Annotated in this window: 24 protein-coding genes and 1 riboswitch; of the genes, 19 read left to right on the top strand and 5 right to left on the bottom strand. The window is 47.9% G+C overall.

The window, feature by feature from the left end; all coding sequences use genetic code 11:
* Positions 1-4 precede the first annotated feature (4 nt).
* On the top strand, positions 5-607 hold the full coding sequence (locus MHI01_RS11385) for a TetR/AcrR family transcriptional regulator (RefSeq protein ID WP_036669101.1): 603 nt from the start codon (positions 5-7) through the stop codon (positions 605-607).
* Positions 608-794: 187 nt separating this feature from the next.
* Here the strand turns inward: MHI01_RS11385 and MHI01_RS11380 are convergent, their stop codons facing one another.
* Positions 795-1,196, bottom strand: a complete 402-nt coding sequence (locus MHI01_RS11380) for a secondary thiamine-phosphate synthase enzyme YjbQ (RefSeq protein ID WP_340983166.1) — start codon at positions 1,194-1,196, stop codon at positions 795-797.
* A gap of 493 nt (positions 1,197-1,689) precedes the next feature.
* Here MHI01_RS11380 and cysT point away from each other — a divergent pair, with 493 nt between their 5' ends.
* The 12 genes from cysT to MHI01_RS11320 all read left to right on the top strand — a co-directional run bounded on the left by cysT (position 1,690) and on the right by MHI01_RS11320 (position 10,841).
* The gene (gene cysT / locus MHI01_RS11375) at positions 1,690-2,505 is read left to right on the top strand and encodes a sulfate ABC transporter permease subunit CysT (RefSeq protein WP_017689978.1); all 816 of its coding nucleotides are present in this window, start codon (positions 1,690-1,692) and stop codon (positions 2,503-2,505) included.
* Positions 2,502-3,299 carry a sulfate ABC transporter permease subunit gene (locus MHI01_RS11370; RefSeq protein WP_047842044.1) on the top strand — a complete coding sequence of 266 codons (798 nt, stop codon included), beginning with the start codon at positions 2,502-2,504 and terminating at the stop codon, positions 3,297-3,299. Before cysT ends, MHI01_RS11370 begins: the two co-directional genes overlap by 4 nt.
* A gap of 1 nt (position 3,300) precedes the next feature.
* Positions 3,301-4,365: a sulfate/molybdate ABC transporter ATP-binding protein gene (locus MHI01_RS11365; protein WP_036610770.1), complete on the top strand. Its 1,065-nt coding sequence runs from the start codon at positions 3,301-3,303 to the stop codon at positions 4,363-4,365.
* A 25-nt stretch (positions 4,366-4,390) separates the two neighbouring features.
* Complete coding sequence (locus MHI01_RS11360) at positions 4,391-5,455, top strand: sulfate ABC transporter substrate-binding protein (RefSeq protein ID WP_339286049.1); 1,065 nt, start codon at positions 4,391-4,393, stop codon at positions 5,453-5,455.
* A 157-nt stretch (positions 5,456-5,612) separates the two neighbouring features.
* Positions 5,613-6,059, top strand: coding sequence for a hypothetical protein (locus MHI01_RS11355; protein ID WP_315370961.1), 447 nt, complete (start codon positions 5,613-5,615; stop codon positions 6,057-6,059).
* Positions 6,060-6,186: 127 nt separating this feature from the next.
* A complete protein-coding gene (locus MHI01_RS11350) occupies positions 6,187-6,333 on the top strand; it encodes a hypothetical protein (RefSeq protein WP_340983165.1) in 147 nt (48 codons plus the stop codon).
* A gap of 17 nt (positions 6,334-6,350) precedes the next feature.
* Complete coding sequence (locus tag MHI01_RS11345) at positions 6,351-7,157, top strand: MBL fold metallo-hydrolase (RefSeq protein ID WP_315370963.1); 807 nt, start codon at positions 6,351-6,353, stop codon at positions 7,155-7,157.
* A gap of 118 nt (positions 7,158-7,275) precedes the next feature.
* Complete coding sequence (locus MHI01_RS11340; RefSeq protein WP_315370964.1) at positions 7,276-8,148, top strand: RNA polymerase sigma factor; 873 nt, start codon at positions 7,276-7,278, stop codon at positions 8,146-8,148.
* Positions 8,149-8,166: 18 nt separating this feature from the next.
* Positions 8,167-8,748: an ATP-dependent Clp endopeptidase proteolytic subunit ClpP gene (clpP, locus tag MHI01_RS11335; RefSeq protein ID WP_036610761.1), complete on the top strand. Its 582-nt coding sequence runs from the start codon at positions 8,167-8,169 to the stop codon at positions 8,746-8,748.
* A 227-nt stretch (positions 8,749-8,975) separates the two neighbouring features.
* Positions 8,976-9,350 carry a GntR family transcriptional regulator gene (locus MHI01_RS11330; RefSeq protein WP_036610760.1) on the top strand — a complete coding sequence of 125 codons (375 nt, stop codon included), beginning with the start codon at positions 8,976-8,978 and terminating at the stop codon, positions 9,348-9,350.
* A 5-nt stretch (positions 9,351-9,355) separates the two neighbouring features.
* The gene (locus MHI01_RS11325) at positions 9,356-10,222 is read left to right on the top strand and encodes an ABC transporter ATP-binding protein (RefSeq protein WP_340983164.1); all 867 of its coding nucleotides are present in this window, start codon (positions 9,356-9,358) and stop codon (positions 10,220-10,222) included.
* On the top strand, positions 10,215-10,841 hold the full coding sequence (locus MHI01_RS11320; RefSeq protein ID WP_340983163.1) for an ABC-2 transporter permease: 627 nt from the start codon (positions 10,215-10,217) through the stop codon (positions 10,839-10,841). The genes MHI01_RS11325 and MHI01_RS11320 overlap by 8 nt, the downstream gene beginning before the upstream one ends.
* A 141-nt stretch (positions 10,842-10,982) precedes the next feature.
* On the opposite strand, the gene MHI01_RS11315 is transcribed toward MHI01_RS11320, so the two are convergent.
* Positions 10,983-12,404 (bottom strand): aminotransferase-like domain-containing protein, encoded by a 1,422-nt coding sequence (locus MHI01_RS11315; RefSeq protein ID WP_340983162.1) that lies wholly within the window; start codon positions 12,402-12,404, stop codon positions 10,983-10,985.
* Positions 12,405-12,524: 120 nt separating this feature from the next.
* Between MHI01_RS11315 and MHI01_RS11310 the strand changes: the two genes are divergently transcribed.
* Positions 12,525-13,463, top strand: a complete 939-nt coding sequence (locus tag MHI01_RS11310) for a DMT family transporter (RefSeq protein WP_340983161.1) — start codon at positions 12,525-12,527, stop codon at positions 13,461-13,463.
* 64 nt (positions 13,464-13,527) lie between these two features.
* Here the strand turns inward: MHI01_RS11310 and MHI01_RS11305 are convergent, their stop codons facing one another.
* Positions 13,528-14,097, bottom strand: coding sequence for a TetR/AcrR family transcriptional regulator (locus MHI01_RS11305; RefSeq protein WP_340983160.1), 570 nt, complete (start codon positions 14,095-14,097; stop codon positions 13,528-13,530).
* Positions 14,098-14,253: 156 nt separating this feature from the next.
* Here MHI01_RS11305 and MHI01_RS11300 point away from each other — a divergent pair, with 156 nt between their 5' ends.
* Positions 14,254-15,780, top strand: coding sequence for an NAD(P)/FAD-dependent oxidoreductase (locus MHI01_RS11300; RefSeq protein WP_340983159.1), 1,527 nt, complete (start codon positions 14,254-14,256; stop codon positions 15,778-15,780).
* A gap of 324 nt (positions 15,781-16,104) precedes the next feature.
* Here the strand turns inward: MHI01_RS11300 and MHI01_RS11295 are convergent, their stop codons facing one another.
* Positions 16,105-16,908: a Cof-type HAD-IIB family hydrolase gene (locus MHI01_RS11295; RefSeq protein ID WP_062833159.1), complete on the bottom strand. Its 804-nt coding sequence runs from the start codon at positions 16,906-16,908 to the stop codon at positions 16,105-16,107.
* A gap of 242 nt (positions 16,909-17,150) precedes the next feature.
* Complete coding sequence (locus MHI01_RS11290; protein ID WP_036610740.1) at positions 17,151-18,155, bottom strand: lipoate--protein ligase; 1,005 nt, start codon at positions 18,153-18,155, stop codon at positions 17,151-17,153.
* Positions 18,156-18,344: 189 nt separating this feature from the next.
* On the opposite strand from MHI01_RS11290, the gene cobD reads away from it, so the two are divergent.
* The 4 genes from cobD to MHI01_RS11270 are packed head-to-tail and all read left to right on the top strand — an operon-like array spanning position 18,345 to position 22,031.
* Entirely contained in the window at positions 18,345-19,496 is a 1,152-nt protein-coding gene (gene cobD, locus MHI01_RS11285) for a threonine-phosphate decarboxylase CobD (protein WP_340389629.1), read from the top strand.
* Positions 19,493-20,329 carry an adenosylcobinamide amidohydrolase gene (locus MHI01_RS11280; protein WP_340389632.1) on the top strand — a complete coding sequence of 279 codons (837 nt, stop codon included), beginning with the start codon at positions 19,493-19,495 and terminating at the stop codon, positions 20,327-20,329. Before cobD ends, MHI01_RS11280 begins: the two co-directional genes overlap by 4 nt.
* 44 nt (positions 20,330-20,373) lie before the next feature.
* Entirely contained in the window at positions 20,374-21,354 is a 981-nt protein-coding gene (gene cbiB, locus MHI01_RS11275) for an adenosylcobinamide-phosphate synthase CbiB (RefSeq protein WP_340390582.1), read from the top strand.
* A complete protein-coding gene (locus tag MHI01_RS11270; RefSeq protein WP_340389635.1) occupies positions 21,345-22,031 on the top strand; it encodes a histidine phosphatase family protein in 687 nt (228 codons plus the stop codon). The genes cbiB and MHI01_RS11270 overlap by 10 nt, the downstream gene beginning before the upstream one ends.
* A gap of 146 nt (positions 22,032-22,177) precedes the next feature.
* Positions 22,178-22,327: riboswitch (cobalamin riboswitch) on the top strand.
* Positions 22,328-22,515: the final 188 nt, after the last annotated feature.

Below are 22,515 nucleotides of genomic sequence, written 5' to 3'. Positions count from 1 at the left end.
ATATATGGCTAGAAGAGCAGTCGAACAGGAGTTGTCGAGGGAGCGGATACTGGAGGCGGCGAGGCACCTTTTTATTACCAAAGGATACCGCGCCATTTCGATGCGAAGCATCGGCCAGCATCTGGGCTATAGTCATGGGTCGCTGTATTATCACTTTAAGGAAAAGGCAGAGCTGTTCTATGCCATCGTGGTTGAAGATTTCAATCATTTGGGGCATTTGCTGCTGCAAGCCATGGTCAGGCCAGTTCGTGATGATGTGAGCAAGGTAGAGCACATTATGATGGAGTTTATTCGCTTTGGTCTGGAGAATCCATACCAATACGAAATTATGTTTATGATCAGGGACGAAGAACTGTTGTCTTATTGTCGTACCGAACAGGGACGTTGCTTCGAATTGTTTGCATCGATTATAAGGCAGTATATGAATGAAGCGAACTGTACGGAAGAGGACATTCAAAGGGTACCGCGTACGCTATTTTTGGCTATGCACGGATTCATTTCTTATTACATTCAGGATCGTTTAACGTTTGTGGAGATTGAATCGTCTGCGCTGTCTCATGTCAAAGTGCTGTGCCGCAATCTGGGTCAGCAGCCTGGCGACCAATAATGGCGCTGTTGTTGCACCCCTACACTTCAGGGCGGTGATTTGTCATAACTTTAATTCTTTATAACGTTGTCTCGCGAAAGTTAGTAAACGCAGCAGACCAAGTCAGGCGGCTCCGACCCGGAATGAGGGTGGACCGCCTGTTTGTGTTTGCAAAAATGAACGAGTAGGGCAGGCCTATTGGACCCAACTAACCTCCCATGATTTTGAGAAAATACTCCCGCTCACGTGGTCCATCGAATTCGCAAAAGTAAATGCCTTGCCAGCGGCCAAGCAGCAGTCTGCCTTCGTGAATAATTACCGTCTGTGATGGCCCTGTTGTGACCGATTTGAGGTGAGAGGCTGTATTACCTTCGGCATGTCGATATTCGGGATGCTCCCAGGGGTACACCTCATCCAGGCGTAACAAGACATCGTGTTTTACATCTGGGTCTGCATTTTCGTTGATGGCAATCCCCGCTGTCGTATGAGGACAGTAGATGAGCACCGTCCCATTCTGCACCCCGCTACTCTGGACAACCTGCTTCACGTCCCATGTGATATCCTTCATTTCGTCTCGTGTGGAAGTGGATATATTCTTCGTATATAACATGTTAGATCACTCCTTATCATCTCTGTTCTTACCCTCGATTGTACCTTAACCACTACATACCAAACAAACCACATATGAAGACGGATATGTGAATCGCGCAATAACGGAGAGGTCAGAAATAACCTGAAGAAGCGGAAGCTAAAAGCTTTCTGTAGGAAAGCTGCTTCGGAAGCATAAGTTTCGCCTTTATCACCGGATTTCCCCTTAAAAAGGGGATCAAAGAAATCTGGGGATAACAGTGATCGGAAGGTTGTTCTGGCTGCGCAGTGTACAGTGCGATTTTTATTAATCGTTCTCATATGAGGCCCAATTATATTCAATAAAAGCATTGACGATTAGCACTGCAAACTGGTAAAGTATCAGAAAAGCAAAACCAAGTAGACTAATGGGAATAATATTAAAGTAATATCATCCAACTTAGGAAAAATGTCGTATTAAAGCCAGGAAGACTGCCGACCGGAGTTAAAGCCGGAGGCTGGGAGGGAACGCAGCAATGAATACCGTTCTTCGTCATAAGGGATGGACTTGGGGATTCCGCAGTACCGTATTGTTATATTTTATCGTACTTATTGTACTTCCAATCATCGGTGTGTACGTCAATTCCTTCTCTGAAGGATGGAGCAACTTTGTTCAGAGCATTATGGACCCCATCGCGTGGAAAGCCGTACTGCTGACCATTCGGCTGGCCGTCATTGCCACGCTGATTAATGTGGTTTTGGGCACGATGATCGCCTGGGTGTTGACAAGGTATCGCTTTGTGGGCCGATCGTTTCTCAACAGTCTGGTTGATCTCCCGTTTGCACTGCCAACAGCGGTGGGCGGCTTGATGATTATGCTGCTTTTGGGTCCGGTCAGTGCCATCGGGAAACTGGCAGAATCCATGGGATTTGAGATTGTATTTCACCAGCCCGCCATTGTTATCGCGATGACCTTTGTCACGTTTCCGTTTGTTATCCGTGCAGTGCAGCCTTTGCTGGAAGAAATCGATCCTTCCGAGGAAGAGGCCTCGTACACGATGGGGGCATCCAAGGCTCGCACGTTCATGCAGGTTATTCTGCCTTCCATGGCACCTGGCATGATCAGTGGGGGGATGCTGGCTTTCTCGAGAGGACTGGCTGAATTCGGGGCTGTTGTGCTGGTGGCTGGTAACATTCCGGGAAGAACACTGACTGCTTCCGTATTTATCTACGGGGAGATTGAAAGTGATAATCCAACGGGGGCTGCTGCTGTATCCGTGTTGCTCCTGACGCTCTCCTTCCTGATCCTCTGGCTGATCAATCTGGTGCAGATGCGGGGGAGAAGACGATGAGACGACTCTTAATTGGACTGACGTTTGCGGTATTTATTGTATTGCTGATCATCCCGCTTGGACGCATTTTTATTGGCGCATTTGAAGACGGGGCAGGTGGATTCCTGAAAGGGTTAATGCGTCCTGAGGCGTTACATGCCTTGATGATGACCGGACTGGTGGTACTGGTGGTCACCCTGTTAAATACATTGTTTGGCATCATGATGGCTCTGTATCTGGTTCGTGCCGGATGGATGAGTGAACGGATAAAAGGGCTGCTGAACAGCATTGTAGACCTGCCTTATGCTGTATCTCCTGTCATTGGCGGCTTGATGATTGTGTTGATGTTGGGACCTAACAGCATTATGGGCGCTTTTTTTGAAGGGATTGGATTCAATGTGGTCTACGCCTTCCCAGGTATGGTGATCGCAACGTTATTTGTTACCTTTCCACTGATGGTCAGAGAGGTTATGCCTGTCCTGCAGGAACTCGGTTCCCAGCAAGAGGAGGCCGCATCTACACTTGGCGCTTACGGCTGGAGAACGTTCTGGAGTGTGACATGGCCTTCGATCCGCTGGGCGGTAGTGTATGGTCTAGTCTTGACGGTTGCGCGCTCGCTTGGGGAATTCGGTGCAGTGCTGGTGGTATCCGGTAATATCATGAACAAAACGCAGACAGCAACAACCCTGGTGTATCAGGATGTAGAGAATTTTAATGTAGCAGCCGCAAATGGTGTGGCATTGGTGCTGGTCACCTTCTCCGTCGGGCTGCTGCTCATGATGGAATGGGCCAAGAAGCGAAAGGAAGTGCATTGATATGCATGTAGAAGTCCGTGATCTGAACAAACATTTCGGTGATTTTCATGCGGTAAAAGATGTCTCATTCGATATTGCCAAAGGCCATCTGATCGGTCTGCTTGGACCCAGCGGAGGCGGGAAAACGTCCATTCTGCGGATGCTTGCGGGTCTGGAGAATCCGGGTTCTGGGGAGATTCGCTTTCATGGAAAAGTGGTGAACCATCTGCCTCCACAGGAGCGGGGCATCGGATTTGTATTCCAGAACTATGCCTTGTTCAAACATATGACGGTATTTGAGAATATCGCTTTTGGACTCAAGGTCAAGAAGACGCCAAAAGCCCAGATTCGTGATCGGGTGATGGAACTTGTTGAACTGACCGGGTTAAAAGGTTTCGAACAGCGCTATCCACATCAGTTATCTGGTGGGCAGCGTCAACGTGTTGCTTTTGCCAGAGCACTCGCCCCGGAGCCACAGCTGTTATTGCTGGACGAACCGTTCGCGGCCATTGATGCCAAGATCCGTCAGGAACTGCGTTCATGGTTGCGTGAGTTGATTGAGCGAGTGGGAATCACTTCGATTTTTGTAACGCATGATCAGGATGAAGCGATTGAAGTGGCGGACGAGATTATGATTATCAGTCAGGGTCGTCTGGAACAGAAGGGCACACCTTGGGATATCTACAAAAACCCTCAGACACCGTTTGTGGCTACATTTATCGGGGAGTCTACGGTTGTGGAGGATGCTTCACAGCTGAAAGGATTCGAACATGCGGTTGAGGGTGAACATACCAAAGCGTTGATTCGACCGGAGTATATTGAGATCGGCTTGAAGAACGAGTTCACCATGTTGTCTGCAACGGAAAAAGGTACAGTCAAACATCTTCATTTCCGCGGTAGTGAATGGATGGTAGAGGTGGACGTACAGGGTCATAAGTTAATCACCTATCGTTCCCTGGAGAAAACGACATTGGAGATCGGTCAACAAATTCGAGTCCTTGTACACCGTGCATACCTGTTCAATGACTCCAACAGTTGGGTGGTTGAGAACCGACTGAAGGAAGATCCGATGCCGGTGATGATTTAGATCAAGTGGAAGAAAGGGGCTGCCCATGCAGACGAGGAAGAAGAAAGCCATACTCTTATATGTTGCCCTCATGCTTCTGCTCGTCTGCATGACCGCTGGGTGCAGCAAGCAGGAGGGGGCAAGCGAACAGAACGAGCCTGCTGGTAACGATTCATCCAATACGCTGGTGATTGGTGCTTATAGTGTAGCGAAAGATGCTGTAGGCGAATTGCTACCCAAGTTCCAAGAGGAGTGGAAGGCAAAAACCGGACAGACGATTAACTTTCAAGAATCCTATGAAGCTTCGGGCACACAGGCAAGAGCCATCGTTGGTGGATTCGAGGCTGATGTGGCCTTGCTCGCGATGGAGAGTGATATCGAGAAGTTGGTCAAAGCCGATCTGGTTAGCTCTGATTGGAAACAGACCCCTAATGAGGGCATGATCACCCGTTCAATTGTTGTTCTGGGCACAAGAGCGGGCAACCCGCTCGGTATTCGTGATTTTCAGGACTTAACCAAGCCAGGAGTGAAGGTACTGTACCCCAATCCAAAGACATCCGGAGGCGCACAATGGGACATTAATGCCATTTATGGTGCCGGATTGAAACTGTCGGAGGAGCAAGAGGGGAAGAAAGATCCTGCCGCAGCCAAGGCTTTTCTCGAACAGGTACATCGTAACGTTGAATCATTGGACAAGAGTGGGCGTTCTTCGATGGCGGCATTCGAATATGGTGTGGGTGATGTCATCGTCACGTATGAAAATGAATTGCTTGCCCGGATCGCCAAAGGTGTAGATTATGACATCGTCATTCCAAAAAATACGATCCTGATTGAGAACCCGGCAGTTGTGGTGAATAAATATGCCGATAAACATGGAAATCGCGAACTGGCAGAAGCCTTTGTCGCATATCTGCGTACACCAGAAGCGCAGCGTATTTTTGCCAAGCATGGTTTTCGTTCAGTAGATCCGGATGTATTTGCACAGACGGAGTCGACATTTCCAACGCCAGAAGGATTATTTGATATCAACTATCTGGGTGGATGGGACGAGGTACGCAGTACGTTGTACTCCAAACGCGGCGTGTGGTATCAGGTGCTCGCTGGATTATGAGTATTGCTGATGTAATCGAATAGGTAATCGAGCATGTAGATACTAAACCTTCATTTCAATGGAAGTAGAGATGGAGGTTTTTTACTGCCAAAAGGTTATAATAGAGGTATACTGAATCATGATTGTTACATAGTACTAGCAGGAAGGTGTGAGTTGGATGAGTGCAGAGATCAAATTATCCCAAAGTACAGCAATTCGACTGGAGCAGGCCCGCGGTAAGGGGATGCCTGAGGAAGAAATTTTAAAAGCTATTCAAGCGAAAGACGTTTCCGCTTTTGACGCCGTGTCTGAAGAGGAATACCGATATACCGAATTTTTCTCGTATGCGGATGAACATGGTGAAAATCTGGAGGCAGCAGTAAAAGATGGCTACCGGATTACCTTTAACACGCGTGGTGGACTCGGAATCTGGTTGGAGAAAGCCTTCAAGGTACAGCCCGAGAAAGACTTCACAGTGGGTGAAGGAATCATCACCGGATTACATTTGAAACCGGAGCAGGCAGAGGTACTGGCGAAGCGGCTTGCATCGAACTGGGTCATTACGGATTCGAAGGATGTACCTGCGGGTCAGGAACTGACGTTGAAGCTGCGGGCACTGGTATAGTTCCAGCGCGGAGTGGATGTGACTCGAATTAATCGGTCGTGGCCTGTTTAAAAGGTAAGGCCTGATCTTCATGCGGATGACCCGCTTATAAGGTTGCATCACATGCTGACGAAGCGTACGCTCCCGAATGGAGCGAAGCATGGAGCATGGAGATGAAGGTCTGACGGTGAACGGTCAGACCACAGACTGTCCCGAATTGCAGTGGAGAACTGCAGCGGGATGGTCTTTTTTTTGCAAAAACGGAGGTGGACGATTACAATCTACATATCATTAATTCAGGGGGAATGCGGATTGAATCAGCTAACATTTCTGGGCACTGGCGATGCGATGGGCGTTCCACGTGTGTATTGTGATTGCGAAGTATGTACAGAGGCAAGGCTTACGGGGGAGAATAAACGGAAACGCTCTTCTGTTCTGATTGACGGTGGTGGGGATGGTGCGGGTGAACAGTTCATGATTGACTGCGGACCAGACTGGAGATCACAGATGGAGGATCAGGGATTGCGCATGGTGCATACGCTGCTCATCACTCATGCCCATTTTGACCATATTGGAGGATTGCCGGAATGGGCGGATGCATGCCGGTGGTTGGGTGTGAAGGGGCGTTTGTATGCACCACGCGAAGTGATTGCCACCATTCAGGGACAGTTTCCTTGGTTGGGTCGTCATATGGACTTTCTGGAAACGGATGGCGGTATTGAACTAGGCGACTGGAAGGTACATTCCTGGAAAGTATGCCATGGACATAACGGGTATTCGTACGCCTATCGATTGGATCAGGGTGGGTATAGCTGGGCGTATTGTTCAGACGCTATTGACCTGAAGGATGCCGAGAAAGAGCCGTTGCACGGACTGGATCTGCTGGTGCTTGGAACAAGCTTTGTGCATGAACTTGCGGAATTCTCAACACGTTCCGTGTACGATATGCGTGAGGCGCAGGAGCTGCTGTGGGAACTGAATCCAGTTCATACATATTTTACACATATGTCTCATGACGTCGATGTACGGCAGAATTATAATCTGGATCAAGGTATTACGATTGCCCTTACCGGGATGAAGGTGCCGCTTGGAACATTAAAGCTGGAAACGAATGCGTAACTCAACTTAACTAGCGTAACAAAAATAAATTCAGAAGAGCGTATCCTTTACAAGGGGTTCTTCGTTTACATAGTGTAAGTCAAAATCAATCAGGAACCAGCAAAGGGGGGCCCCCAAGATGGCCTTTGTGAAGTCCGTGGATTGCAGAATCAACAGACCACATGATGATGGTAAACAAGATAAATTCGATATTGAATTAAATGGAAACGACAGAAAAAATCAATTGAACCCAAGCATCCATACCGTACTACCCGATCTGATGGGTTCGTTGTATGCGTATTGTCTATCTCTGACGAAATCAGTTCCAGACACGGAGGATCTGGTTCAAGAGACCTGTCTCAAAGTGTTGTCGTCGAGAGTGGTTGGAACTTCCGGGATGAATAAAGATATAAACTGGGAAGCTTATCTGATTCGTATTGCACGCAACAGCTGGATTGATATCTTACGTCAGCGAGAGAGATTGGCTTATAAACTGGATAGCTTGAAGCCGCTCCTACACGAAATGGAGGAGGAAAGGCGATTCGAGGAATTGGAGTCTGCCGTACAACTTCTTGTAAATACGCTACCACCGTGGCAGCGAGTGATATATGTATTACGTGAATTAATGGGTTATAGGGCGGCAGAGACTGCGGAAATGCTGGATACGACAGAAGGTGCTGTGAAAGCAGCGTTAAGTCGTGCACGCTCTGCCATAGCTGAAGTGAGGCACAGGTTGGAACAATCGGACACAGAATTTCAGTATGAGGAAGGCGCAGTCGAGGACAATCGGGAGGAACTGCGCAGCTATCTGCTGGCATTTCGTAATGGAGATACAGCCCGAATCATTGATCTGTGCCTGAATCGGACTGATGATCCGATGGCTGTGGCGGGGACGATTTTGCAGCAGACTTTGCCGTCTCCATCCACGCAGCCAATGATGTACGGGTACTCCACTTCTGGCATGAACTCGATGTCGTATGGAGGCGGATACACGGTCAACATGGTTGCCTAAACCGAGGAGGCGACACACATGAATGTAGTGCCCTATGTAGTGGAACAGACAGCTCGCGGAGAGCGGAGTTATGATATTTATTCACGTTTGCTCAAAGATCGGATCATTATGGTGTCTGGAGAAATTGAGGATCAGATGGCAAATGCCATCGTGGCCCAGTTATTGTTTTTGACTGCAGAGGACCCGGAAAAGGACATCCAGATGTACATCAACAGCCCTGGTGGGTCGGTGACTGCGGGATTTTCGATCTATGACACGATGCAATTTGTGAAGCCGGATATCTCCACAATCTGTACAGGGATGGCGGCAAGCTTTGGCACGATATTGCTGGTAGGTGGAACAAAAGGTAAACGTATGGCGCTGCCCAACAGTGAGATCATGATCCATCAGCCACATGGCGGTACGCGAGGGCAGGCGTCGGATATGCTGATTCATGCTAACCGCATCATTCAGCATCGTCAACGTCTTAACAAGCTGTTAGCCGACCATACAGGACAGTCAATTGAGCGGATTGAGAAGGACTCGGATCGAGACTATTTCCTGACGGCTGCGGAAGCAGTCGAATATGGATTGGTGGATAAGGTCATATCCAGCACATAACATTAGCCTGGGAGGTCATATGACCTTTCGGGCTTGATTAATCAAGAGGACGAACAGGAAACTGACGTCCTCTTTTTGTCGTCCAGATTAGCTAGCCCGTGTCTATGGATCGAATCAGAATGAGAATAATGTGAAATAAAGATTGACCATCGGTAGGTATAGTGTATATATTATATATACACACTATACCTACTGGAAACTACGTAACATCAATGAGGTGAGGAAAGATTAACATTTTAATATCGAATGCTTCGAGCGATCCGATCTACATGCAGATTCTAACTCAGATCAGACAGAGCATCTTGAGCGGAGAATTGGTTGCTGGAGATAGTCTTCCCTCCATTCGGCAGCTCGCCAAGGATCTGCAAGTCAGTGTTATTACAACTAAACGTGTCTATGAAGAGCTGGAGAAGGAGAAACTGATCGATTCAGTTGTAGGCAAAGGGAGCTTTGTATCCGGAGCCAATCAGGACTTTATTCGAGAGCGGCGGATGAAACAATTGGAAGAGAAGATGCTCGAAGTGATTCGTGAGAGCAGAGAACTGGGCATGAGTTCACAGGATGTAATCCATCATCTTACATTGTTGGTTGAGGAGGAATAAGCATAATGAACGCTATCGAATTACGTAATGTAACCAAAACGTATCCCTTATTTAAAGTAGATAATGTATCTCTGGATGTGAAAAAAGGGTATATCACGGGACTTATTGGTCCGAATGGGGCGGGAAAGAGTACTTTGATCAAAATGATCACGGGTCTGATCCAACCCGATAAGGGGAGCCTCAAGACATTGGGCAGTGAGATGCCAAATCAGGAAGTTGATATCAAGCAACGCCTTGGCATTGTGTCAGATGAATGCTTTTATTATGAGCATCTAACGATCCGGGAGATGACACAAATGATCGCTCCTTTTTACACCAAATGGGATAATAAAGCGTTCAATGACTACTTAGATCAGTTCGAACTGTCTCCCAAAAAGAAAATCCAGGATCTGTCCAAAGGCATGAAGATTAAGTATTCTCTCGCCGTAGCTTTGTCGCATGAAGCGGATCTGCTGATTATGGATGAACCGACATCCGGGCTTGATCCTGTGTTTAGGCGGGAACTGCTTGATCTGCTTGCAGATATGATACAGGACGAAACAAGGTCTATTATTTTCTCAACGCATATTACGACGGATCTGGAACGTATTGCAGACTACATTACGTTTATTCATCAAGGGAAACTGGTGTTTTACGAGGCAAAAGATGATGTGCTGGAAAGGTATACGATTGTAAAAGGGGATATGGGTCTGCTTGATTCCGACATTCGGAAACATTTCATCGGAATACGCGAGACAGCCGTTGGTTTTGAAGCATTGTCGGATCATAAGGCAGAGGCCGAACAGTTATTTGGCAGGTTAGCTCTTTTACAAAGACCTACGTTAGAAGACCTCATTTATTTTACGGCGAAGGGAGGACGCAAATATGCTTAACTTGCTTCGTAAAGATTTCATTGTACTAAAAAGTTCACTGTGGACGATTGGGTTATACCTGGTGGTATTTAGTCTCGCCTTTATACCTAAGAGTGAAATGTCAATGTATTTTGTAGGCATCTACACAGCCTTTGGTTCGGTCATGCTGGCAACCATGATTGATATCAAGAACCATAATCACAATTTCCTGGTCACACTCCCCGTTAGCCGCAAACAGATTGTAAAAGCCAAGTACCTTTCTGCTATAATCTATACGTTATTCGGGGTACTCGCGTCGTTTGGGATTCACCAGCTTGTGAACCTGAATTATCCTGAACTGAACAAGCCGAATTATTCATTTAGGGATATTGTCATTTCCATAGGCATGGTGCTTGCGCTGGTTTCCATATACATGCCTCTTTTCTACGGACTTAGCAAAAAAGGTGCTGGCATCATCAATGCGATATTCATGGTCTGCATGATTATACTGGCGCAACCCGTTGCGTACCTGATGAATATGGCCAACGAGAACGGTATAATTACCACAACGACAATGGCATTGGTTTCTGTAGGCATTATAGGTTTGTTTTTGCTGTCCTATCTCATTACCATTCGCTTGTTTGCAAGAAAAGACCTTTGAGCACAGAGCGGGTTGTAGGTAAAGAGTATAGAACACCAAAAGTAAAGTCGCCATAAGGCGACTTTTTTTGATGCAGCGATACGAGTGACAAATTGCACTTGAAATTCTTCGGATTGGCTTCAATCCAAGAGTATCCAAACCTTACATTTCTTTCGCAAGCGTAATGAGCCTTCTCATCCCTTCCCGAATCTGCTGCTCATGTGCATAAGAGAAGGACAGGCGCAGCTTGCGACTGGCTGAATTATCCGAAGAATCGAATACAGTTCCGGGTACAAAGGCAACGGATTGTTCCATGCACCGGTGAAGCAGTCTCCCTGTATCCACACCCTCAGGAAGCTCTACCCAAAAGTTGAGTCCGCCCTCCGGCCGGGTCCACGTCCAGTCCGTTTCCAGCAGAGATTGTTCCATCACTTCCATCCGTAGCTGGATGGCGGTCCGTAGCTTGGATAGATGCTGATGCATACGTTCTGACTGAAAATAACGGAGAAAAAGCTTCTGGTTCAGAAGGGGCGATCCGTTATCTGTCAGTGATTTTACAGCCTGTAGTCCTGGCATGAAACGCTGACGGCATATGATGGCTGCAATCCGTAGCCCGGGTGCAACATACTTGCTGTAACTGCGAATGTACAGAGTGTGTCCAGTGGTGTCGTAGGTGAAAATCGGTGCAGGAGGTTTCTCCTTAAAATAGATATCATAGGTGCTGTCGTCTTCGAGCAGAAAACAACCATACTGTTCTGCTAGTTCAGGTAACTGCTTGCGCTGTTCTACTGGAACGTTAACGCCGGTTGGATTATGAAAAGTTGGCGTCGTGTAGAATAAGCGTGGTTTCTCCGATTTCATCAGATGCTCAATCTGCTCCAGATCATACCCATCCGAGTGAATATCCGTAAAGATCAGACGAGCACCTTGTTTACGGAAAATCTCCATTGCTGGTCCATACGTAGGCCGTTCCATCAACACCCGATCCCCGGGTTTGACCAGCGTCCGCGAGATGACGTCAATCGCTTGCTGGGCCCCCGATGTAATGAGCACTTCGTCTGCAGAGAGATAGAAGCGTTCTTTTTTCGTTAGATGGCTTGCCAGCGCACTTCGCAATTCCAGATCTCCCTGAATTGTGGAATACGTTCCGAGCAAACGGGGATATTGATCCAGCAGATCACGCATTAGTTCACCCCAATAACGGTTGGGCAACAGAGAGGGATCGATTAACGATTTGGAAAATTGGTATTCTGCTTCAAGGGACTGTACCCGTGCAAGTGAATCCCAATGCAGCCAGGCAGACACGGCGGGATCATCCGCCTGATCCGTTACTGAGAATGGAGTCGCTGGGCTGACATAATAGCCAGACTTATCTTTCACATAAACATTCCCACGTTCTTTTAACTCCTGATAGGCTTTGAAAACAGTCAGACGATGTACGCCGAGTAGCTCGGACAGGCTTCGTACAGATGGCAGTTTTTCATGTTCGGCCCACTCTCCCGCTTCTATACGTACAACGAGATAATGGATGACTTGCTCATATAATTTCAGGCTGTTATCTGTCATCATCATGGTTCTGCCCACCCGGCTCACACTCCTTTTGAACTCTATTGTAACAGCTAATGGGAGAAAACTGTTCTGTTTTGTTCATTCTGTTCTGTAGACCATGAGATATGATGGAGAACAGATAAAGGAGTGGTTATCATGGTGGGGATTGCATTTACGGTTATGTGTCTTATTTTCGGTACAACATTTCTGGCTATTAAAATTGGAGTAGAGGCAGGCATGCCGCCTTTTCTGTCAGCCGGATTGCGATTTTTAATCGCGGGAGCGCTGATGTTTGCATGGATGAGGATGAAGGGCAAAGTGAGCTGGTCGCTCCTGTTCCGCAAGGAGATGTTGTTAACGGGAGCGGGGCTGACCTTCGGCACTTTTGCCACATTATATTGGGCTGAACAGCATGTGAGCTCGGGTGTGGGTGCCATTCTGTCGGCGACAGGGCCGCTGATGATTATGTTGATGCAGACGGCGATGTTACGACAAAAAACATCTGCCCGTATGATTGTGGGCTGCCTGATCGGGTTCACCGGTGTGGTACTGGTTGTGTTGCCAGGTGTATCGCTTGGTGCAGGTTCCCTGTTCATGTGGGGTTGTATCGCGGTACTAGTGGGGGAGGTCTGTTATTCAGCAGGTGCATTGTACTCCAAAAAGGTCATTCATCAGTTCAAGGAGGCTAGTCCTGTAGCGATCAATGCGGTGCAGATGATGTATGGGGGACTGCTGTTATCCCTGCTCTCGGTCGGAACGGAATCGTGGAATATGTCTGCTCTCGACTGGGTGCCTGCTGTGTCGTCGGTGATCTATCTGACTGTCATCGGCTCCATGGTGGGGCATAGTCTGTTCTATTGGATTATGTCGCGTACCAACCCGTTGTTTCCAGCAACATGGTTATACATTTCACCACCCATTGCCGTAGGGCTTGGTGCTGTTGTCTACGGTGAGCATGTCAGCTGGGTTACATGGATCGGTGTAGTGCTGGTCGTTTCAGGTCTGCTGGCGATGAATGAGAAGGTGAGCGGCTGGTTGAAGAAAAGAAGTCGTGCGAGGATGACAGTGCAGGCTTCCGAATCTGTTTTAAAATAGGTAAAGTTGGAAGGTATGCAGCTCAATCTCAAAATCAGCCATTGATTTTAGGTTGAGCTGTTTGTTATTCCAACATGATGTTCTCGTTAACCAGTAGGTAGTAATATTCATCCATCTGTTCTGCCGTAACATTTTCTTCGAAATGTTGTATCCACCACATCACAAGTAAACGAATCACCCCCGAGTGAAACTCGGCAACAAGTTCTATGGGAAGTGAAAATTGTTTACCTCTTCTCTTCAATTCCAGAAAATCCCTTCTGAATATCTCTCCGATATAATGTATGAAAAAGTTGTTAAACCCCTCATCCTTCTGTTGGTTCTGCACAATTGTCTCCAGTACATTTCCGAACAGAATTTTAGATATGCTTTGCAAAGGCTGCTGTAATCGATCTTCTACATTCATGTGTAAATAATCCCGAAGGACCCAAGATAGGGTGGAGGACAGCAGAGCAAATTTATCCTTGAAATGTTTGTAAAACGTTGTTCGGTGAACCATAGCTTTGTCACATATTTCATTAATTGTGATGTTGCTGAATAGCTGACCTTTCTCACATAACAGATCGAGTAGCGCCATCGTTAACAATTTATGAGTTCGGGTAACTCTCAAATCCACCTTTGTATCAATCATTTTCATCTACATCAGTTCCTTATTGTAGTTTAGCTATATAGTATCAACACATTGATTCTTACATGGAACGAGATTTCAAGTGTATATTGGTATTATAAGTAATTTTTTGATAGGGCTACAAGTGTAGATGAAATATGATGGATTAGAGAGGATGAAGTGGCGATGTCCGACATGAAAAAAGCTGTGGTGATCGGGGCAGGTATTGCAGGGTTAATCACTGCAAGGATGTTATCTGATTATTATGATGAGGTATGTATCATTGAGCGAGATGAATTGCCTTCTGAGCCGGCAAATCGGCAGGGTGTGCCTCAATCCTTTCATCCACATCGTGTATTACCGCGCGGCGGACTCATTCTGGAACATTACTTTCCCGGATACAATGACGAATTGGTCGCGCTTGGTGCCATTCCTTCACATGAAGAGAAGTTTATGATTGCCAATCGCTACGGTACATTAGTTAATATGGCGAATGCTGCTTCCTCATTCAAAATTGCATCGAGCAGCAGAGCCCTGCTGGAATGGGTACTGCGTCAGCGAGTCCAGAACATAGATCATATAAGTTTCTTAACGAATACGGAAGTTACCGGGTTAATGGCATCAGAAGATGAGCGTTCGATTACAGGCGTGTATACCAAAGAAAGAGGTCGGGATAACCGGGAAGCAATGCTTGCAACAGATATGGTTATTGATGCCGCGGGACGTTCTTCCAAATTGATCAGATGGCTTGATCAGATAGGGTTGTCCGTGCCTGAGCCGGAAGTGCTGAAGGTGTCTCTTGGTTACAGCACCCGCTATTATAAGATACCATCCTCTATTCAAAATGATTGGGGAACGGTGATAACAGAGTCCGATCCTGTGCAAGGAACTCGTGCAGGCATGTTGTGGCGCATTGAAAATGATATCGCTGGACTATTACTGTTCAACGCAGGAGGAGATGAATATCCTCCAACCCATCCGGATGAGTTTCAAGAGCAAATCAAACATCTGTTTGCTTCGGATGAAATCGTAGCGTTGGCAGAACAGCTGGAGCCTTTTCAAGGACCGCGTGGATACCGTATTTCCGAGTCTGTCCGTCAACATTTTGAACTGATGGAGAATTGGCCCTCCGGATTACTCGTCCTTGGCGATGCATTTTGCAGCTTCGATCCAATCCATGGCCAAGGCATGACGGTTGCTGCAATTGAAGCCGAGACCATAGGAAAATGTTTGGATGAGCAGCGAATGCATCCTGAGCCGCAGTTTGAGCGTCAAGTGCTGCTTCGTATGCAGCAGGCTATTGAACCGGCCTGGTGGCTTAGTTCTGTGGCCGATCTGCGTTGGAAGGGGGTCGAACATGTTGGGCCTTCCCGAATGAAAGGGGTTGCGTTTGCTCAGAAGTATATAAACTTGTTTACTAAGCAGGCGATGAAAAAGGCGAGTCAGGAAAATAATAAACATCTCTTTTTTACCCAGTTCCTGATGAATGCTCTAATCCTTCCTCCAAGTGAATACTTTAAAGGTGAAATCCTGAACATGATCCTGAACGACAATGGTTCCAAAGAAGAAATGGAGTTAAGAGCAGAGCTTGGTGTCCAAGATCCGGAGCTGTTTCAGCAAAGAATAGATGAGATCATTCCGTCATTTCAACTGGAATTTGATGGGCAAATCAAAAAACTGCTGGAGTCTTTCCAGCATGCCATGAGCAAGTAAAACAATGAATCGTGGTGCGAAAGTAGGCAGACATGAAACGAATAATTTTAAATTTCATAGCTAGCATTGTAATCTCATTCATTGTATTTTTTATTGTTTTGTTTTTTGCCGATGTCCAAGATACAAATGGTGTCATCTTATCTATGGCGATTACGATTTCACTACAATTATCCTTGATTACCGCATTGTTGCTCTCAAAACATAAAAAATAACAGAAAAATATACCAAATATAATCGCTAAATAGGATAATGAACATATTTTTAAAATTAAAAAAACAGCCCTGCACGGCGAAATTCGCCGACTGGGCTGTTCGTTGATCTTATTTACTCTGCGTTCAGCACAAACTTCTCGATAACTTCTTTCACGCCGTCTTCGTTATTACTTGCCGTAATGTAATCTGCCAGCTCTTTCAGCGCAGGAATGGCATTTCCCATCGCTACACCAAGACCAGCAACTTCGAGCATCTCATGGTCGTTCCAGGAGTCGCCGATGGCAATACACTCGCTGAGCTGGTGACCGAAATGGTCAGCCAGGAAGGTCAGGGCGTGACCTTTAGTTCCTTCATTGTGCATGATCTCCAGGAAGTAAGGTTTGGACTTTGTGATATGCACTTGAGGTCCGAGCAATTCACGCAGGTCAACGGCAACCTTATCCAAGTAGTCTGGCTCATCGATAATAAGCAACTTTGGTGTTTTTTGTTCGATGACTTTGATGAAATCAGATTCGATGTAATATTGGGTGCCGTTTAATTTGGCATAATCACGCAGCTTGTCGTTTTCCTCACGGGCATATAACTTATCGTCAATGTATGTTTGAAGGTGGAGATTGTTCTCCAGGCAGTAATCATACAATTTGCGGGAAGCTTCCTGTGGAACGTAGCGCTCATAGAGGACTTTTTCGTCCAGCAGGTTTTTCACCAATGCGCCTTGATACGTGATGATCGGAACGTTAAGTCCGGTTTGACGAGCCAGCGCTTGTGCGGAAGCATAAGCACGTCCAGTCGCCAGCGTTACAGTTACACCATGGGCAACTGCTTGTTCCAGTGCTGTCTGTGTAGCAGGGGTTACTTCCTTGTTGTCGTTGATCAGTGTGTCATCAATATCGATTGCAATCAATTTGTAGGTCATCTGTGTTTCTCTCCTTTTTTTATCTGTATCTATACTAACGAACGAAAAAATAAGTTTTACACGAGGCCACTCCTAATACAGATTCATCTTTCGATCGCTGTTATCCCCGGATTTTTGATTCCATTCCCCCAAGGGGAAATCCGTTGATAAAGGCGAACGCTTCGCTTCTCCCGATAAATTCTGTCTTCTCCGTTAACGTGTAATTTTAGACTTCGTTCTAAGACTATACTTACATCTAAATTTTACTCTTCCAGGAAAACAAGGCCAATAAAGTCTTCCAGCTCAAGGTTGCCGAAGTAATGTTTTACATCCAAGCCCTCAAGTGCAGTACGCACCTCGGTTTCCTCATACCTCTTGCCGCGTAGCATATTTTCGATATCCGCCACATCGCCTACACCGAAGAAGTCGCCAAAGATTTTGATATCTTCGATGCGTCCATCCTTGATGTTCATGCGCAGATCGATGATGCCAACAGGGAATTTGCGAGTGTGCTTCACATTACTTTCCGGAGACAAGCCATAGTTCCAGTCCCAGTTGTTATAACGCTCAGCGGAAATTTCCTTAATTTTGTCCCAGTCCTTGTCAGTCAGCTTGTATTGCGGGACGTCTTGTGGCTCCATTCTGAAAATGTGACGTAACAGCTCATCGCGGAACTGCTCAATCGTCAGGTTGGTGTCAATCAGATCCCGTATGTTGGCGACCCGGCTGCGCACGGATTTGGTGCTCTTGGATTTGAACTTCTCGGGATTGACGTTCAGGGAAGCCTGAACATGCTCCAGATTCAGATCAAACATCAATGTGCCATGACTGAACATGCGCCCACGTGTGGAAAACTGGGCGTTGCCCGAAATTTTCTTTTCGCCGACTTGCAGATCATTACGCCCGGTCAACTCGGCATTTACACCAAGCTCGTGCAAAGCTTCAACCACAGGCTGGGTGAACTTGCGGAAATTGTGGAAGGATTGACCGTCATCCGCTGTAATAAAGCTGAAATTCAGGTTGCCCAGATCGTGATATACCGCTCCGCCTCCCGAAAGACGACGAACCACCTGCACACCGTTATCCTGAACGTACTCGATATTAATTTCTTCAATCGTATTTTGATGTTTTCCGATGATAATCGACGGACGGTTAATGTAGAACAGCAGATAGCTGTCATCCTCCATCGGCAAATGCTTCAGAATGTACTCCTCAATGGCAAGGTTTACAGAAGGATCTGTAATGCCCTGGTTGTCTACAAACAGCATGGTCATTCCTCCATTAATGTATGTGAGGGATTGCTAGTCCCTTATGTAGTGAACCTTGTATATCAAAAGGAACCGAAATTCCTCTTCTATTGTAAACGAATTATGGTTGGGACACAAAGAAAACAGGATTGACCCACACCTCCCGTGCCATCCATAATAAAAAGGACATACAGAAAGGATGACGGAAGAATGACCGGTTATATCGAAGTGTTCGGACATGGCGGGGACGTGGAGACGGCTGCGTCACGATTTGGGAGGGAAGCCGCTGATTTTCTGGATTTCAGTGCTAACATTAATCCACTCGGTCCGCCCAGAGGGGTGCTGGAGGCTATACAACAAGGATTGCAGTCGGTGATTCGGTATCCCGATCCGGCGCATCGGGGATTCAAAGCACTGCTGAGCGAGCGTCTTGGTGTGATGCAGGAGCAGATTTCCGTGGGCAACGGCGCAGCCGAAAGTATGGCGCTCATTCTGCTGGGGTTTGCCCCTCGCAAGGTGGGTACGGTGGAACCGGGATTTTCGGAGTACCGGTCGTTGGCACGACAATTCGGTGCCGAGGTTGTGCATACGGAGGGAAGAGAAGAACTGGCGTGGCGAGCGGAACCCGAGGACATCGAGCAGCTCATGAAAAAGGTAGACCTGCTCTTCCTCGGACAGCCCAACAATCCAAACGGTGTACAATATCCACTTGAGGTATTACAAAGGCTTGCCCGCAAAGCGGAAGAAACGGGAACCGTACTTGTCATTGACGAGGCCTTTATGGATTTTATTCCGGTAGACCGGCGTCAGTCCCTGGCAGCACATCTGAATGACTATCCGAATGTAATCATCATTCGCTCGATGACAAAGTTTTATGCCATTCCGGGCTTGCGTCTCGGATATGCTCTGGGCCGTGCCGAATACATTCAGGCGATGACAAAGAAACAGGTGACCTGGAGTGTCAACGGTCTGGCGCTCATTGCAGGTGAAGCCTGTCTGCGCAGCGGAGAACGGTACGAACAGGAAACCATATCACAGATCACGCGGGAACGGAGTCATCTCATCGAAGGACTGCAGGCGTATGGATGTGCCGTGACACCGGGAGAGGCGAACTTTATTTTGGCACGTGTGCCGGCCCCTTGGACAGCGGCATCAATGCAGGAGGCGTTGGGCCGAAGAGGCATTCTGATTCGCAGTTGTGCCATGTATCCGGGGCTTGACAAAGGGCATGTACGTTTCGCGGTCAAGGATGCAGATGCCAATGCTACATTCCTGGAAGTGCTGGGCAGCGTGCTGGAAACCAAGGGATATCCGAATGTCGATCAGACGAAAGATGAGGAACAGGGAGGGAAGTGGCAATGACACTCCCGTTTTATAACTACTTTACGAATAGAGAAACAGGCGAGAATGAATATGCTTCCTCTTCCTGGCCGGGACTGAACATATCTGCACATGAACGACATATCAAAGCACAGAGTTCAAGGGCAGCCCAAGCGCTGTCGAGTGCGGTATATGGCGGCGGGATGTTTGAACTGGATCGCATATTTAACATCTATGTGGACAGGCATTACCGCTGTGATGATCCGCCGCGTGATATCGAACAAGCGCTGAATGAATGGCATGAGCCACGCGATCAATGTGCCGGATTATTGACGGCCGTAAGACTGGAGCATACCTCCATTCAGGAATATACAAGTGATGAATTTGGTCTTTTGTGCTGCACCACTGCGGGTGTATCAAATGCCGCACGCGCGGGGTCGGAGAGAACGGTATTTGATGCGGCGGGAAATAAGACGATGTCTTCCGGCAGGGAGCGCTCTGCTCCTTCAGCACGGAATCTGACGATGCCATCCTATGTCCCGGGTACAATTAACATCATGCTCTGGTTGAACGGACGCATGACCAACGGGGCGATGGTGAATGCGGTACAGACGGCGGTGGAAGCCAAAGCGGCCGCGCTGGCGGATGTGGGTGTTCTGGATTCGGAGAACGGGTTGCTCGCCACCGGCACCACAACCGATGCCATTGTGTTTGCGGTAGGTCAGGCTGTGGAAGTGGAGGAACCTCAGCCGATGATCACTTATGCCGGGACAGCGACTACGGCAGGGGCGGCAATTGGCAGATTGGTATACGACACGGTGACGGAGAGCCTTCAGGCCGGACTGTTATGGAAAGAGAGGATCAGGCACAAATGACTTTTGACCTGGAGCATCTATGGACTTGGCCGTTCTGGACAGGCATGGCGGGAGCCTGGATTATTATACTGGCGTACCTGTTGGACCGATGTATCGGAGATCCGCGCTGGATTCCCCACCCGGTGATTGGCATGGGAAAAGGCATCTCGGCGTTGGAGCGTGTCATTCGCTCGCGTGTGCGCACAGATTCGGGGCTGAAGAGAGCAGGGCTATTGTTCCCGATTGTGATCGCGGGGAGTTCTTTTGTAATCACGTGGGGACTCGTATATGTGCTTAGGCTGATTCATCCTGTCATTGCAGCGACAGCTGAAGTGGTGCTTATTGCAACGACCATTGCTTCAAAAGGGCTGAAGGATGCAGGTATGGAAGTGTATCGTCATCTGAAGCAGCAGGATTGGCCGGCGGCCAGACGTTCACTGGGCATGATTGTTGGACGTGATACGGCACATCTGGATGAACCGGAGGTTGTGCGGGGAACGGTAGAGACGGTGGCGGAAAATATCGTGGATGCCATTGTATCGCCGTTATTCTATGCGCTCATTGGAGGCGCTCCGCTTGCCATGGCTTATCGTGCCGTCAACACGCTGGATTCCATGGTCGGATATAAAAATGACAAGTATCTGCATCTTGGCTGGGCCTCGGCCCGTCTGGATGATGTGACGAACTGGATACCTGCCCGGCTGACCGCGATTCTATTAATTGTGGGTGCCTGGGTCATGAAGCTGGACGCCAAAGGAGCAGCACGCATGGTTGCACGGGATGCAAGACTACATCCAAGTCCGAATAGCGGTTTTCCCGAATCAGCGGTGGCTGGAGCACTGGGCATCCGGCTTGGCGGACATAACGTGTATCACGGCGTTGCTTCATTTCGTGCCTACATGGGTGAAGCCACACGGCCGATGGAAGCCGAGGATATTGTGCAAACGTCACGTCTGATGTTCTGGTCGGCAGGTGCTTTTGTGGTACTATGCGTGTTCATAACGCTGGGTGTGTGGCTGGCAGGAGGGACGCTGTTATGGCCGTAAATGAAGGAAATGCAGGCAATGAAGTACATACGAATCAGCCTGGGCCGCTGAAACGAAACATTCTGTGGGTCCGTCATGGGACAACGTTGTGGAATGTGGAAAAAAAATATCTGGGGCATACCGACATCGGTCTGCTGCCAAATGCCAAAGAAGAACTGGCTCCGCTTCATGAACAATTGAGCGGTATTTCGTGGAATGAGGTATATTGCAGTGATCTGCTTCGCTGCCGGCAGACGCTGGAACAGATTCTTCCTGATGCCATCGGACAGGTGAAGTTCGACTCGCGCCTGCGCGAGAATGATTTTGGACAGTGGGAAGGGCTGACGTATGATCAGCTTAAGGATAACCCTGTGTACCGAAGCTGGATTGATGCACCGCAGGAGGTCACTCCGCCCGGTGGGGAATCGTGGCAGGAGTTTACCGGACGGTTGGATTCCTTACTCCAAGAGATGTTGTTGGAGGGTCGTCCTTCAATGCACGTTGATGAGGGGCGTGAGTCAACCATCGTTGTGGTTACGCATGGTGGTGTCATCCGGTATGCCTTGTCCCGTCTGATAGCCGGGCTTGGGTTCTGGGATACACATGTCGTACCGGGACAGGCGATTCAGGTTCAGCTTGATCAACAGGGGAATCAGTGGTTTGGCAGCAGAGTGAGTTTTCCGCCGATCGGGTTGTAAGGATGTACAATATACCCTATAATCACAACAGAAGTGTGACTTCAGCATGGATACAGATACGCTGCAGGTGTGAAGCCTGAACGAGTATGCAACATGCAGAAATTACATGGCAATGCTTTACCGTATCAGCGACCAAGGGTCCCGCGTGTGAAGGCTGTTTTCATGGCAGATTACTACGAGTCATGAAATACACAAGGGTGAAATGGGGAAGCCGGTGCAAATCCGGCACGGTCCCGCCACTGTAAAACAGGATGATTCCTGTAAGTCAGGTTACCTGCCCTGGACGTACAAACCGGTGTTCCTTCGAGGAAAGGACAGCGTTTCGGGCTATTCTATGCGCATGGACAACCCTAGGTTGAACATGTACAGATCGCCATATGCGAGACGTCATCCCTGATCCTGGACGTATGGATTGGGGATTTTTTATTGTTCATGTAAGCTGAACGAGACCAATTTTACACGAGGTCACTACGATTGCAGTACC

This window comes from Paenibacillus sp. FSL M7-0656 (assembly GCF_038003225.1).
Lineage (GTDB): Bacteria > Bacillota > Bacilli > Paenibacillales > Paenibacillaceae > Paenibacillus > Paenibacillus amylolyticus.
This window is presented reverse-complemented; position numbering and strand designations above follow the sequence as displayed.

Coding starts and splice junctions, on each gene's coding strand:
- MHI01_RS11385 (WP_036669101.1), top strand. CDS start 5: ATGGCTAGAAGAGCAGTCGAACAGGAGTTGTCGAGGGAGCGGATACTG.
- MHI01_RS11380 (WP_340983166.1), bottom strand. CDS start 1,196: ATGTTATATACGAAGAATATATCCACTTCCACACGAGACGAAATGAAG.
- cysT (WP_017689978.1), top strand. CDS start 1,690: ATGAATACCGTTCTTCGTCATAAGGGATGGACTTGGGGATTCCGCAGT.
- MHI01_RS11370 (WP_047842044.1), top strand. CDS start 2,502: ATGAGACGACTCTTAATTGGACTGACGTTTGCGGTATTTATTGTATTG.
- MHI01_RS11365 (WP_036610770.1), top strand. CDS start 3,301: ATGCATGTAGAAGTCCGTGATCTGAACAAACATTTCGGTGATTTTCAT.
- MHI01_RS11360 (WP_339286049.1), top strand. CDS start 4,391: ATGCAGACGAGGAAGAAGAAAGCCATACTCTTATATGTTGCCCTCATG.
- MHI01_RS11355 (WP_315370961.1), top strand. CDS start 5,613: ATGAGTGCAGAGATCAAATTATCCCAAAGTACAGCAATTCGACTGGAG.
- MHI01_RS11350 (WP_340983165.1), top strand. CDS start 6,187: ATGGAGCGAAGCATGGAGCATGGAGATGAAGGTCTGACGGTGAACGGT.
- MHI01_RS11340 (WP_315370964.1), top strand. CDS start 7,276: ATGGCCTTTGTGAAGTCCGTGGATTGCAGAATCAACAGACCACATGAT.
- clpP (WP_036610761.1), top strand. CDS start 8,167: ATGAATGTAGTGCCCTATGTAGTGGAACAGACAGCTCGCGGAGAGCGG.
- MHI01_RS11325 (WP_340983164.1), top strand. CDS start 9,356: ATGAACGCTATCGAATTACGTAATGTAACCAAAACGTATCCCTTATTT.
- MHI01_RS11320 (WP_340983163.1), top strand. CDS start 10,215: ATGCTTAACTTGCTTCGTAAAGATTTCATTGTACTAAAAAGTTCACTG.
- MHI01_RS11310 (WP_340983161.1), top strand. CDS start 12,525: ATGGTGGGGATTGCATTTACGGTTATGTGTCTTATTTTCGGTACAACA.
- MHI01_RS11305 (WP_340983160.1), bottom strand. CDS start 14,097: ATGAAAATGATTGATACAAAGGTGGATTTGAGAGTTACCCGAACTCAT.
- MHI01_RS11300 (WP_340983159.1), top strand. CDS start 14,254: ATGTCCGACATGAAAAAAGCTGTGGTGATCGGGGCAGGTATTGCAGGG.
- MHI01_RS11295 (WP_062833159.1), bottom strand. CDS start 16,908: ATGACCTACAAATTGATTGCAATCGATATTGATGACACACTGATCAAC.
- MHI01_RS11290 (WP_036610740.1), bottom strand. CDS start 18,155: ATGCTGTTTGTAGACAACCAGGGCATTACAGATCCTTCTGTAAACCTT.
- cobD (WP_340389629.1), top strand. CDS start 18,345: ATGACCGGTTATATCGAAGTGTTCGGACATGGCGGGGACGTGGAGACG.
- MHI01_RS11280 (WP_340389632.1), top strand. CDS start 19,493: ATGACACTCCCGTTTTATAACTACTTTACGAATAGAGAAACAGGCGAG.
- cbiB (WP_340390582.1), top strand. CDS start 20,374: ATGGCGGGAGCCTGGATTATTATACTGGCGTACCTGTTGGACCGATGT.
- MHI01_RS11270 (WP_340389635.1), top strand. CDS start 21,345: ATGGCCGTAAATGAAGGAAATGCAGGCAATGAAGTACATACGAATCAG.